The sequence below is a fragment of the Pseudomonas sp. LBUM1671 genome, from assembly GCF_059695685.1.
The window spans coordinates 265576-278135 of record NZ_CP166782.1; the positions used below are offsets into that span (position 1 = coordinate 265576).

Annotated in this window: 11 protein-coding genes; 5 read left to right on the forward strand and 6 right to left on the reverse strand. The window is 60.9% G+C overall.

The window, feature by feature from the left end:
- Window positions 1-2: 2 nt before the first annotated feature.
- The gene (locus ACA060_RS01225) at window positions 3-890 is read right to left on the reverse strand and encodes a LysR family transcriptional regulator (protein WP_497314943.1); all 888 of its coding nucleotides are present in this window, start codon (window positions 888-890) and stop codon (window positions 3-5) included.
- A 135-nt stretch (window positions 891-1025) separates the two neighbouring features.
- On the opposite strand from ACA060_RS01225, the gene lysM reads away from it, so the two are divergent.
- On the forward strand, window positions 1026-1466 hold the full coding sequence (lysM, locus tag ACA060_RS01230) for a peptidoglycan-binding protein LysM (RefSeq protein WP_109627370.1): 441 nt from the start codon (window positions 1026-1028) through the stop codon (window positions 1464-1466).
- Between the two features lie 122 nt (window positions 1467-1588).
- Here the strand turns inward: lysM and yrfG are convergent, their stop codons facing one another.
- Window positions 1589-2251, reverse strand: coding sequence for a GMP/IMP nucleotidase (yrfG, locus tag ACA060_RS01235; protein ID WP_497314945.1), 663 nt, complete (start codon window positions 2249-2251; stop codon window positions 1589-1591).
- Between the two features lie 90 nt (window positions 2252-2341).
- On the opposite strand from yrfG, the gene nudE reads away from it, so the two are divergent.
- Both nudE and cysQ read left to right on the forward strand, forming a co-directional pair.
- Window positions 2342-2908 carry an ADP compounds hydrolase NudE gene (gene nudE, locus ACA060_RS01240; protein WP_109627374.1) on the forward strand — a complete coding sequence of 189 codons (567 nt, stop codon included), beginning with the start codon at window positions 2342-2344 and terminating at the stop codon, window positions 2906-2908.
- On the forward strand, window positions 2905-3732 hold the full coding sequence (gene cysQ / locus ACA060_RS01245) for a 3'(2'),5'-bisphosphate nucleotidase CysQ (protein WP_497314947.1): 828 nt from the start codon (window positions 2905-2907) through the stop codon (window positions 3730-3732). The genes nudE and cysQ overlap by 4 nt, the downstream gene beginning before the upstream one ends.
- A 157-nt stretch (window positions 3733-3889) precedes the next feature.
- On the opposite strand, the gene ACA060_RS01250 is transcribed toward cysQ, so the two are convergent.
- The 4 genes from ACA060_RS01250 to rfbC all read right to left on the reverse strand — a co-directional run bounded on the left by ACA060_RS01250 (window position 3890) and on the right by rfbC (window position 8237).
- Window positions 3890-4345: a YiiD C-terminal domain-containing protein gene (locus ACA060_RS01250; RefSeq protein ID WP_497314949.1), complete on the reverse strand. Its 456-nt coding sequence runs from the start codon at window positions 4343-4345 to the stop codon at window positions 3890-3892.
- A 40-nt stretch (window positions 4346-4385) separates the two neighbouring features.
- Window positions 4386-5780 carry a sigma-54-dependent transcriptional regulator gene (locus ACA060_RS01255; RefSeq protein ID WP_497314951.1) on the reverse strand — a complete coding sequence of 465 codons (1395 nt, stop codon included), beginning with the start codon at window positions 5778-5780 and terminating at the stop codon, window positions 4386-4388.
- Window positions 5777-7585: a sensor histidine kinase gene (locus tag ACA060_RS01260; RefSeq protein WP_109635917.1), complete on the reverse strand. Its 1809-nt coding sequence runs from the start codon at window positions 7583-7585 to the stop codon at window positions 5777-5779. Before ACA060_RS01260 ends, ACA060_RS01255 begins: the two co-directional genes overlap by 4 nt.
- A gap of 106 nt (window positions 7586-7691) precedes the next feature.
- Window positions 7692-8237: a dTDP-4-dehydrorhamnose 3,5-epimerase gene (gene rfbC, locus ACA060_RS01265; protein ID WP_497314953.1), complete on the reverse strand. Its 546-nt coding sequence runs from the start codon at window positions 8235-8237 to the stop codon at window positions 7692-7694.
- 286 nt (window positions 8238-8523) lie between these two features.
- Here rfbC and ACA060_RS01270 point away from each other — a divergent pair, with 286 nt between their 5' ends.
- Window positions 8524-11436, forward strand: coding sequence for an aminotransferase (locus tag ACA060_RS01270; RefSeq protein ID WP_497314955.1), 2913 nt, complete (start codon window positions 8524-8526; stop codon window positions 11434-11436).
- A gap of 241 nt (window positions 11437-11677) precedes the next feature.
- Window positions 11678-12556, forward strand: a complete 879-nt coding sequence (aguB, locus tag ACA060_RS01275; RefSeq protein ID WP_497314957.1) for an N-carbamoylputrescine amidase — start codon at window positions 11678-11680, stop codon at window positions 12554-12556.
- The last annotated feature ends 4 nt before the right edge of the window (window positions 12557-12560 follow it).

A 12560-nucleotide genomic window follows, 5' to 3' on the forward strand; every position in this document is an offset into this window, starting at 1 on the left:
GATCAAGAAGCTGTCAGCGATTTCTGATAGATCGCAAAACAGGCTTCGGCCAGCGCAGAGCGCGGAGCACTGCGGCGCATGATCAGCCCAAGCCGGGCAAGGGTCTTGGCGTTTTCGATAGGTTGCAGGCGCAAATGGTCAGTCAGGTTTTCCAGGCCGCCGTCCAGCGGCATCACCGCGCAGCAGAGGCCGCCGTGCACCGCTTGTAACAATTGGTGGACGGCGTCGGTTTGCAAAAGCGGTTGTGGTGTCAGGCCACGGCTGTGGAAGTTGTGGTCGATGGACTGGCGAAAGTGCATGCCGCTGGTGAGCATGCCCAGGGGCAACTCGATCAAGGACTCCCAACTCAGCGGTGCTTCGCCGAAGCTGAAAAAACGTTGATCGTAGAGCAGGCCCATGTGGGTTTCGCTGAAAGCCAGGGAATCGAAGCGCTCGTTGTCCAGACGCTCCAGATACGACACGCCGAGGTCCAGGCGATTGTTCGCCAGTTGCTCGAGGATTTGTTCGGAACTCAGGGCCGAGAGTTCGAAGCGCAGGTTCGGGTGTTCGGCGTGCAGGCGTTGCATCAACGGCAGCGGATCGAAGCTCGACAGCGGCACCACGCCCAGGCGCAGCGTACCGACCAGATTGCCGCGGCAGGCGGCGGCCTCGGCCTGCAAGCCGTCATAAGCCGCCATCACCGTACGCGCCCACGCCAACACGCGCTCGCCGGGCGCGGTAAAGCCTTCGAAGCGCTGGCCGCGATTCACCAGCGGCAGGTCGAGTTCTTCTTCGAGGCTGCGCAGGCGCATGGACAGGGTCGGCTGGGTGATATGACAGCGCGCCGCGGCCTGACCAAAGTGGCGGGTTTCGTCGAGGGCGATGAGGAATTTGAGCTGCTTGATGTCCATCTTCGCTCCAGGGCGCGTGAAGACGCGGATTCTAGCGCTTGGGGGAGGCGGCGTCATTGGTCGGCTAGTAACCTTGAGTGGCCGGCGTGGTCTAGGCTTTTGCGTCTGGAACCTAAAACCCAAGGAGAGTGCACCATGAGTATTTTTAGCTTTGTGAAAGAAGCAGGCGAAAAACTTATCGATCTACTGACACCGGGCAACGCCAATGCCAGTGAGCAGTTGAAGGAACACATCAACAAGGTCGGCCTGGGTAACCCGAATGTGCAGGCCACGGTGGATGGCGACAAGGTCACCGTGACGGGTGAAGTCAGCAGTCAGGAAGAGAAGGAAAAGATCCTGCTGGCCGTAGGCAATATCGCCGGTGTCGGTAGTGTGGATGACCAGATTACAGTGACTGGGCCGGTTGCGAAGGCTGCGGTGTTTGTGACGGTCGTGAAGGGCGACACCCTCAGCGCGATTTCCCTGCGCGTGTATGGCGATGCCAACAAGTACAACAAAATCTTTGAGGCCAACAAACCGATGCTCAAGCATCCGGACAAGATCTATCCGGGGCAGTCGTTGCGGATTCCTGAGTAAGCCTCAAGACCGCCATCGCGAGCAGGCTCGCTCCCACAGTAGATCTTCAGTGAGCACAGTATTTGTGTACGAAGGAGATCCCGTGTGGGAGCGAGCCTGCTCGCGATGGAAGCGACTCGGTCTCAGAGCCCGGCGATCAACTCTCGATAATCCCCCGCCGCCGCAAACTCCGCCGTATCCTTCGGCCCTTTGCGACTGTCCGGTTCACTCACCGCCAGCAAATGCGCCACTCCAAAACTGCGCGCACTGCGCAGGATCGGCAACGTATCGTCGATAAACAGACTGCGCGCCGGATCAAAACCTATGTCCGCCTGCAACGCCTCCCAGAACTGCGGATTCTCCTTGGGAAAACCGTAGTCATGCGAGCTGATCAACCGCTCGAAGTACGGCGCCAGTTCAATCCGTTCCAGTTTCAATGACAGCGAATCCCGGTGTGCATTGGTGATCATCATCACGCGCTTGCCGGCCTGTTTGATCGCCGCCAGGAACGTATCCGCATCCGGGCGCAGGGCGATCAAGTGTGCGGTTTCAAGCTTCAGTTCACGCACCGGCAGTTTCAGCTCGGCGCTCCAGAAATCCAGGCAATACCATTGCAACTGACCGGCGTTGCGTTCGAACAGTGGCTGCAATTCCATCTCGGCCATGGCCCGGCTGACCCCGTGCAACTCAGCGTAACGCTGAGGCAGGTGCTCCATCCAGAAATGGTTGTCGTAGTGCAGGTCCAGCAGCGTGCCGTCCATATCCAGCAGAACGGTGTCGATGTCGCGCCAGGGCAGCAGGGACATAAAAAACTTCTCCAGCGGTAATAAAGATATCCGAGGTCAACAATCAGGATAGGCCGGGTATAGTAACCCGCTTACGCCAAGGAGCCTTTCATGCGCCAGAAACCCACCGTACTCGCCCGCGAGATCGTCGCCACCAGCCGCTTGTTCTGCGTCGAAGAGCTGAAACTGCGCTTTTCCAACGGCGTGGAGCGCACCTACGAGCGCCTGGTCGGCAAGGGCGCCGGGTATGGCGCGGTGATGATCGTGGCGATGCTCGATGCGGATCACGCCGTGCTGGTCGAGGAATATTGCGGCGGCACCGATGCCTATGAGCTGTCGTTGCCCAAAGGCTTGATCGAGCCGGGCGAAGACGTGCTGGCGGCGGCCGAGCGCGAGCTCAAGGAAGAGGCCGGGTATGGTGCGCGGCAGCTGGAGCATCTGACCGAGTTGTCGTTGTCGCCCGGTTACATGAGCCAGAAAATCCAGGTGGTGCTGGCCACCGACCTGTACGAAGAAAGCCTGGAAGGCGACGAGCCCGAGCCGATGGGCGTGGACAAGATCAACTTGCGCGAACTCTCGGCCCTTGCGCAGAATCCGCGATTCACGGAGGGCCGTGCCTTGGCGGCGCTGTACCTGGCCCGTGATCTGCTGACTCAGCGTGGGGTGTTTCTGCCATGAATTTTCCGCATCCATTGATGGCGCCGGTGGTTGAGCTGGCGTTGAAGGCTGGCGAAGCGATTCTGCCGTTCTGGCGCATCGGCACGGCGGTGACCGCCAAGGCTGACGATTCACCGGTGACGGCGGCGGACCTCGCCGCTCACCATTTGATTCTGGACGGGCTGACGGCGCTGGACCCGAGTATTCCGGTGCTGTCGGAAGAGGACGCTAACATTCCCCAGAGCGTGCGTGCCGGCTGGCAGCGATGGTGGCTGGTCGATCCGTTGGACGGGACCAAGGAGTTCATCTCCGGCAGCGAAGAGTTCACCGTCAATATCGCGCTGATCGAGCAGGGACGGGTGGTGTTTGGCGTGGTGTCGATGCCGACCAACGGGCGCTTTTATGTCGGTGGCGCCGGTCTGGGCGCGTGGCGTGGTGATAAAGACGCCGAGGCGTTGCCGATTCAGGTTCGCGAGGTTCCTGCTGCGGGCGAGGCGTTTACCGTGGTCGCCAGCCGCCGGCATTCAAGCCCCGAGCAGGAACGCTTGCTGGCCGGGTTGAGCGCCAGTCTGGGTGAGCTGCAACTGGCGAATATCGGCAGTTCGTTGAAATTTTGTTTGCTGGCGGAAGGGGCGGCGGATTGTTATCCGCGGTTGGCGCCGACGTCGCAGTGGGACACGGCGGCGGCTCAAGGTGTGCTGGAAGGGGCAGGCGGTGAAGTGCTGGATTTGAGCGGGAAGCCGTTTTGTTATCCGGCGCGGGAATCGTTGTTGAATGAGTTCTTTTTGGCGCTGCCGGCGAAGGCTGCGTGGCGAGAAAAGTTACTGGAACTGGCTCGATCCTGAGTTCACCCAAGCCTGTGGCGAGGGAGCTTGCTCCCGCTGGGCTGCGAAGCGGCCCCAAAACCTGCAACTCAATTACACCAGGAAAACAGTGGTGACAGGAATGGGAGTGCTGCGCACTCCAACGGGAGCAAGCTCCCTCGCCACAGGTTTTGTGTCTTTACCGGTGGAGGACGTACTGCCCGGTAAACCTCACCGCATCGTCATTGCTATCGGCATTGACGATCCGCGAATGCAACGCCAACCGCGCACGTCCGTATCGCTGATACGTCGCCAGAAACTTCTTCCACACCGCCGCGCTCGGTGCCTGACAGATCGCAATCGCATCCATGGTCACCGGCAGCGGATAAGTGATGTGCCCTTCGTGAATCACGATGTGCCCGCCTTCAATCCCCTCTTCATGCAAGCGCAAATGCAGCCAGCCCCAACCGGCCAGCACCGCGCCGCAATACAGGCTGCCGCCGAACATGGTGCTTTTGTGATTGACGTTGGCGTCCAGCGGCATGTGCAGGCGCAGTTGCTGGTCGTGCCAGTCGAGCACTTTGAGGCCCATGTCCCGGGTCAACGGGATATCGCGATGGAGGACTGATTCCAGGTGACGACTGTCGCGGCTCATTCAGGGGCCTCTTGTTTGGAGATGATGGTTTGACGGTAGCTCAATCGAGTTCGTCGGTGTGGCTGCTGGCGCCACCGTCGGCGAAGTTCAGCCCGTGCTTGCGCAATTTGTCGTGCAGGGTCTTGCGCGGAATGCCGAGGGCTTCGGCGAGGCTACGTACCGAGCTGTGAGAGCGCGCCAGTTCGGCGGCAATCAAGGATTTTTCGAAGTTTTCCACCTGCTCGCTCAGACCGCCGCCGACCACTTCGACCGTCATGCCTGCAGCCCCCTCGGGCGTATTGTTATCCAACGCGAGTTCCAGACCCAGGGCGAAACGTTCGGCGGCGTTTTGCAGTTCGCGCACGTTACCCGGCCAATTGTGGCGCAGCAGCAGGGCTCGTTGCCCCGGTTGCAATTCATGGGGCGGCAAGCCGTGACGGGCGCTGGCTTCGTCGGCGAAATGCTGGAACAGCATCAGCGCATCTTCGCCGCGTTCACGCAACGGCGGAATGCGCAGCGGCGCGACGTTCAGGCGGTAATACAAGTCGGCACGGAAGCGCCCTTGATCGGCTGACTGGCGCAGGTCTTCCTTGGTCGCGGCGATGATACGGATGTCGAGCGGGATCAGCTGATTGCCACCCAAGCGCTCGACCACGCGCTCCTGCAGCAATCGCAGCAACTTCACTTGCACGTCCAGGCTCATGCTTTCGATTTCATCGAGGAACAGCGTGCCGCCATTGGCGAATTCGAACTTGCCGATGCGGCGCTTTTGCGCGCCGGTGAAGGCGCCCGGCTCGTGACCGAACAGTTCGCTTTCCACCACCGACTCAGCCAAAGCCCCAGCGTTGATCGCCACGAAAGGACCGTTACGGCGGCTCGACAAATCGTGCAGCGCCCTGGCCACGACTTCTTTACCGGCACCGGTTTCGCCGAGGATCAGCACGTCAGCCTTGGTCGCCGCCAACGCGCCAATTTGCTCGCGCAAGCGCAGCATCGGCGCCGATCGCCCGACCAGTCGGGTGCTCAGTTCATTGCGATCGCTCAGGGCCAGGCGCAGGCTGCGGTTATCCAGCACCAGTCGGCGCAGAGCCAATGCGCGGCGCACGCTGTCGAGCAGCGCGTCGCTGGCGAAAGGTTTTTCCAGGAAGTCATAAGCACCGGCGCGCATGGCCTGCACCGCCAGCGGCACATCGCCGTGGCCGGTGATCAGCAGCACTGGCAGCTCCGGGTCCTGGGCATGCAGTTCGGTCAGCAGTTCGAGGCCGTCCATGCCCGGCATGCGAATGTCGCTGACCACCACGCCCGGCCAGTCGCGCTCCAGTTGCCCGGCCAAGCCTTTGGCTTCGGCCAGTGGCAGGATTTTCAGGCCCGCCAGGTCCAGCGTCTGGCTCAGGGCCTGACGCAGGTGGGGATCGTCGTCGATCAGCACGACCTGGACACGGTTATCGATGGTCATGCACTTCGGTCCTCGGACGGTTGCAGGCTCACACCCGGTGCGCCGGCGCGCAGCTTCAGGGTAATCAGGGCGCCGCCTTCCTTGTGGTTGGCGAACGACAGTTCACCGCCGAAGGCGCGCATCAGGGTTTCGCAAATCGCCAGCCCCAGGCCAAGCCCCTGGGTGCGGGTCTTGGTGGTGTAGAAGGGCTCGCTGGCGCGACCAAGGGCTTCCATGCAAAAGCCGGGGCCGTTGTCGCGAATGTACAGAGTGACGCCGTCTGCGGTGGATTGGGCACTCAACCAGAGTTTACGCGGCGGACCTTTCTCGGTCAGCGCGTCCAGCGCGTTCGCCAACAAGTTGCCGAGCACCTGGCGCAGACGGGTTTCCCCGGCCTCGACCCACAATGTGGCCGCCGGCAAATCGCGGATCAGTTCGACTTCCATGCTGCGCCGGCGCTTGGCCAGCAACGCCAGCGCGTCATCCAGCGCCGGTTGCAGGGCGACGCTTTCCGGCGCATGGCGATCGCGCCGGGCGAAGGCGCGCAAGTGGGCGATGATCGATGCCATGCGCCCGGTCAGTTCGCTGATCAGCTTGAGGTTGCCGCGGGCATCGTCGGTGCGCTGATGATCGAGCAGCACCTCGGCGTTTTCCGCGTAGCTGCGAATGGCCGCGAGCGGTTGATTCAATTCGTGGCTGATGCTCGCCGACATGGTCCCCAGCGCCGACAACTTGCCGGCCTGCACCAGATCGTCCTGGGCGCGCACCAGTTCCTGCTGAGCGTGTTCGCGCTCCAGCACTTCCTGTTTCAGTCGACGGTTTAGGCCTTCGAGGTCGCTGGTCCGCTCGGCGACCCGGCCTTCCAGTTCGTGCCGGGCCTTGGCTTCGAAGGCAATGCGTTCGAGGTAATGGCGGCGACGCTGCATCATCAGACCGAGCAGCAGCATCAACACCAGCAACGTCGCGCCGCCAATGGCGACGACCGTACGCACCGGTCGATCAATCAGCGTGCGCGGGGCGAGGATGCTGACGTTCCAGCCGGTTTCTGCGATCTGCTGGGTTTGAGTCAGCCAGGCGTTGGGGTTGAGCCTCAACGGTTTCGGATCGCGGGTCGGGTACGGTTGAATCGCGGTGATCGCTTTGCGTTCTTCTTCGCTCAAGGGTCGGGTCGAGCGGAATCGCCACTCTGGCCGCGACGTGAGGATGACCACGCCGTTATGGTCGGTCAGCAGCAGTTGTTCCGGGGTTTTGCCCCACAGGCTTTCGGTGTGGTCCAGGTCGACCTTGACCACCAGCACGCCGATGATTTTCTCGCCGTTGCGCACAGCGGCGGCGAAGAAATAGCCGCGTTTGGCCGACGTGGTGCCTAAACCGAAAAAGCGCCCGAGCCGCCCGGCCATGGCTTCGCTGAAATACGGACGGAAGGAAAAATTGCGGCCGACGAAACTGTCGTGTTTGTCCCAGTTGGAGGCGGCGAGGGTCTTGCCCGTGGTGTCCATCAGGTACATGACTTCGGCGCCGGTCTGGGCGCTGATGTTTTTCAACAGGCGATTGGCATTGCCTTGGGTGACGCTGTCGTCCGGTGCCCCGAGCACCGCGCGCAGGGCTGGCAGGTCGCCGAGAATCTGCGGCAACACTTCATAACGGTGCAGCGTGCCCAGCAGGTTGGCGACGTACAGGTCGAGGGTCTGGCGGTTCTGCCCGGCCAGCTCGCTGCGGTAATAACGCTCGGCCAGATGCTCCAGCGGCCACAGCAACGGCGCCAGGCAAAGTGCAAGCAGTGCGAGGCTGCGCCAGCGGGGTCTGGGAGGGAGGGTCGGAGTCATGAGCATCGGGCGCCTGTGAGTACAGGCGCATTATGCCTAGGCTTGAAGGCGCAGTCTGCGCACCTTGGGTCAAGTCGTTCCCGCAAACGAAGTTTCAGACAGACATTCAGGAAAAGACGTCAGCGTCCTTGAAGAACGCAGCGGCCTGATCCTTGCCGGACAATTGCGGAGCTTCCTCCAGCTGCCAGTCAATGGCCAGGTCCGGGTCATCCCAACGAATGCTGCGCTCCGCCGACGGGGTGTAATAGTCGGTGGTTTTGTAAAGAAACTCGGCAAAATCACTCAGCACCACAAACCCGTGAGCGAACCCTTCAGGGATCCAGAGTTGGCGATGGTTGTCGGCGGACAGGCGCACGGCGACCCATTTGCCGAAATGCGGCGAGCTGCGACGAATGTCCACCGCCACATCAAGCACTTCACCGGCGGTGACGCGCACCAATTTGCCCTGGGTTTTTTCCAGTTGGTAATGCAGGCCACGCAGTACACCTTTTCGTGAGCGGGAATGGTTGTCCTGAACAAACTGTGTGGCTAGGCCCGTCGCTTCTTCGAAAGCCCTGGCATTGAAGCTTTCATAGAAAAAGCCGCGCTCGTCACCAAATACCTTGGGTTCGATGATCAGAACACCGGGCAGGTCGGTGGTGACTACATTCATGTCTTTTTCTCCAGCAATTAGCGTTGATGGCCGACATTCTTGCGCAAAGTGCCGGCCGGTGCGAGTGGGGACGTTTAATTATCAATTCGCCGAATTTTCGGCGCTCGGACTTAAAGGGCGAAAGCCTTCATCATCTTTAGCCGATGTGGTCGACCCCTTCCAATCCATTCGGTCGGGAAAGACCCCATGGAGCAGCAAGGTATTGATCGGCTGGTTTGAAGGGGGGTTGCGTATCGCCTCAAGCAGTGGCGATATAAGCGCCTAATAAAACTTCAGGGGTCGTTGTATGCCGCTCGCCACGTTGATTCACCGCGCCAGTTTGCCCAGCCCGCAAGTGTCTGCGGAGCAAGCGCTAGAGCTGCTGGAGGGGCATTACGGGTTGAGCGGCAGGTTGCACGCCCTGGGCAGCCAGCAGGACCTGAACTTCCGGGTCGACAGTGATGAGGGGCGTTTTGTCCTGAAAATCTGCCGGGGCGACTATTCGGCGCTGGAACTGCAAGCCCAGCATGCCGGGCTCAAGCATCTGGGTGAAAAATCCAGTGTGCATGTGCCGCGAGTGATCCCTGCCAAAAACGGCGCTGACCTGCTCACTCTGGAAGTTGCCGGTCAGGCCGTGCATGTGCGCCTGCTCGATTACATTGAGGGCCAGTCGCTGACCCACCTCGATCATCTGCCCGGTTCGGTGGTGGCCGGTTTCGGTCGACTTTGTGGCGAAATGGACCTGGCGCTGGCCGCTTTCGAGCATCCGGGCCTTGAGCGCACTCTCCAATGGGACGCCCGCCACGCCAATACGCTGATCGGTCATTTGCTGCCGGTGATCAAGGATGATGCGCAACGCCAATTGATCGCCGAAGCCGCAGAACGTGCTGAGCGCCATTTGCAGCCGCTGGTGGAAAAGCTGCCGGTGCAGGCGATTCACATGGACATCACTGACGACAACGTGGTCTGGCAGCGCGACTCGCAACGCCAGTGGCAGTTGCAGGGCGTGATTGATTTCGGCGACCTGATCCGCACCTGGCGCATTACCGATCTGTCGGTTACCTGCGCGGCATTGCTGCACCACGCCGCTGGCGATCCGTTTTGTATCTTGCCGGCGGTTCAGGCGTATCACGCCGTCAATCCGCTCACCCATGAAGAATTGTTGGCGTTATGGCCGCTGATCGTCGCGCGCGCGGCGGTGCTGGTGCTGAGCGGCGAACAGCAGGTCAGCATTGATCCGGGCAATGATTACAGCCGCGACAACCTGACCCACGAGTGGGAGATCTTCCGCGTGGCCACGTCGTTGCCGCTGGTATTGATGGAAGCGGCGATTCTGACGTCAGTCGGCCAGACGCTGCCGAGCATTGGCAGCGAAGGTTTCGCGCCATTGCTGCCGAGCCTGGTCGGGCGTGAATTTGCCTTGATCGATCTGGGCGTGCTGAGCCCGCATTTTGAAGCCGGTAACTGGGAGCAGGAGGGCGTTGATCAGCGTTTGCTGACTGAAGCGGCTGCGGCGCACGGCCTGGCGGCCAGCCGTTATGGTCAATATCGTTTGTCTCGCACTCAACCGGACAGTGCCGCTGAACCCGACACTTGCCCGTTGCACGTGGAGTTGCGAGTGCCCAACGGCACGGCGGTCGAGTCGCCATTTGCTGGCGTGGTTCATCAGCCGGCGGCGGGTGTGCTGCAACTGGACGGTCCGCAACTGAGTGTGCGGTTGTGGGGCGTGACGCCGTCGCTGCACGTCGGTGCGGCGCTGGTCAAAGGCCAAGTGTTGGGCGCGGTCAGCGGGCCATTGATCGTGCAGTTGAGCCGCGGCGCTTCGTTCGATGCACCGTTGTTTTGCACACCGTCTCGCGCTGCGGCCTGGCAAGCGTTGTGTCCGTCACCAGCGGCACTGCTGGGACTGGCTTGCGATGCTGAAGCAGAGCTCGATTCGCAGACGTTGCTGGCGCGTCGCGACGCCAGTTTCGCGCGCACGCAGAAGCACTATTACGTCGACCCGCCACGCATCGAACGCGGCTGGCGCAATCACCTGATCGACATGCAGGGCCGCTCCTACCTCGACATGCTCAACAACGTCGCGGTGCTCGGCCACGGTCATCCGCGCATGGCGGCTGTGGCCAGTCGTCAGTGGTCGTTGCTCAACACCAACTCACGCTTCAACTACGCCGCGGTGGCCGAGTTTTCCGAGCGTTTGCTGAAGTTATCGCCGGAGGGCATGGACCGGGTGTTTCTGGTCAACAGCGGCAGCGAGGCCAACGACTTGGCGATCCGCCTGGCATGGGCCTACAGCGGCGGTCGCGACATGCTCAGCGTGCTGGAGGCCTATCACGGCTGGACGGTGGGCGCGGACGCGGTCTCGACCTCGATTGCCGACAACCCGAAAGCCTTGAGCAGCCGTCCCGATTGGGTGCATCCGGTGACCGCGCCGAATATCTATCGCGGCGAATTCCGTGGCCCGGGCAGCGCACCGGACTACGTGCGCAGCGTCGAACACAACCTGGCAAAAATCGCCGAGCAGAAACGCCAGTTGGCCGGTTTTATCTGTGAGCCGGTGTACGGCAATGCCGGCGGGATCTCGCTGCCACCGGGTTATCTGAAACAGGTCTATGCGCTGGTTCGCGCGCAGGGTGGTGTGTGTATCGCCGATGAAGTGCAGGTCGGTTACGGCCGCATGGGTCACTTCTTCTGGGGCTTCGAAGAGCAGGGCGTGGTGCCGGACATCATCACCATGGCCAAGGGCATGGGCAACGGCCAGCCGCTGGGCGCGGTGATCACTCGCCGGGAAATCGCCGAGGCGCTGGAGGCTGAGGGGTATTTCTTCTCGTCGGCGGGCGGCAGTCCGGTCAGTTGCCAGATCGGCATGGCGGTGCTGGATGTGATGGAAGAAGAAAAGCTCTGGGAAAATGCTCAGGTGGTAGGCGGGTATTTCAAGGAGCGGCTTGAAGCGTTGATCGATATTCATCCGTTGGTGGGCGCGGTGCATGGTTCCGGGTTCTATCTGGGCGTGGAGCTGATCCGCAATCGCGAGACTCTGGAGCCGGCGACTGAAGAAACTGCGGCGTTGTGTGATCGCTTGCGGGAGTTGGGGATTTTCATTCAGCCGACGGGGGATTACCTGAACGTGCTCAAGATCAAACCACCGATGGTGACTTCGCGGCGGAGTGTGGATTTCTTTGTCGACATGCTCTCGAAAGTCCTCGCGGAAGGCCTGTAAACACCTATCCCTGTGGGAGCGAGCCTGCTCGCGATAGCGGCGGATCAGTCGATTCACATGTTAAATGTTCAACCGCCATCGCGAGCAGGCTCGCTCCCACAGGGGTGATGTGGTAGTTCGATTGTTATCGGGCTTAAGTGCGTAAAAATAGACGGGTGGAAGATTGTTTGCTTTTAAAGTCGATATTTATCGGCTATAAAGTCGACACTGCCAACGTTAAGCACTTGCCCGGAGATGATTCATGAGCCGTATCGTTACCGTCGCCGCCACCCAGATGGCCTGTTCCTGGGACCTTGAAGCCAACATCGAGACCGCTGAGAAACTGGTCCGTGAGGCTGCAGCCAAAGGCGCGCAGATCATCCTGATCCAGGAACTGTTCGAGGCGCCGTACTTCTGCCAGAAGCCGAACCCGGATTACCTGCAACTGGCCACGACGGTTGAAGACAACGTCGCCATCAAGCATTTCCAGAAAGTCGCCAAGGAACTGCAAGTGGTGCTGCCGATCAGCTTCTACGAACTGGCCGGCCGCGCGCGTTTCAACAGCATCGCGATCATTGATGCCGACGGCAGCAACCTCGGGATTTATCGTAAAAGCCACATCCCGGACGGCCCGGGCTACCACGAAAAGTATTACTTCAACCCGGGCGATACCGGTTTCAAAGTCTGGAACACCCGTTACGCGAAAATCGGCGTGGGCATCTGCTGGGATCAGTGGTTCCCGGAATGCGCCCGCAGCATGGCGTTGCTCGGCGCGGAGATCCTGTTCTACCCGACCGCGATCGGCAGCGAGCCGCATGACAAGACCATTTCCTCCCGTGACCATTGGCAGCGCGTGCAACAGGGCCATGCCGGCGCCAACCTGATGCCAGTGATCGCCAGCAACCGCATCGGCAATGAAGAACAGGACGGCTACGACATCACGTTCTACGGCTCGTCGTTCATCGCCAACCAGTTTGGCGAGAAGGTCCAGGAGCTCGACAAGACCGAGGAAGGCGTGCTGGTCCACAGCTTCGACCTCGACGAACTGGAGCACATTCGCAGTGCGTGGGGTTCGTTCCGTGATCGTCGTCCGAACCTATACAATGCGATCAAAACCCTCGACGGTTCCCTGGAGTCCTGATCGC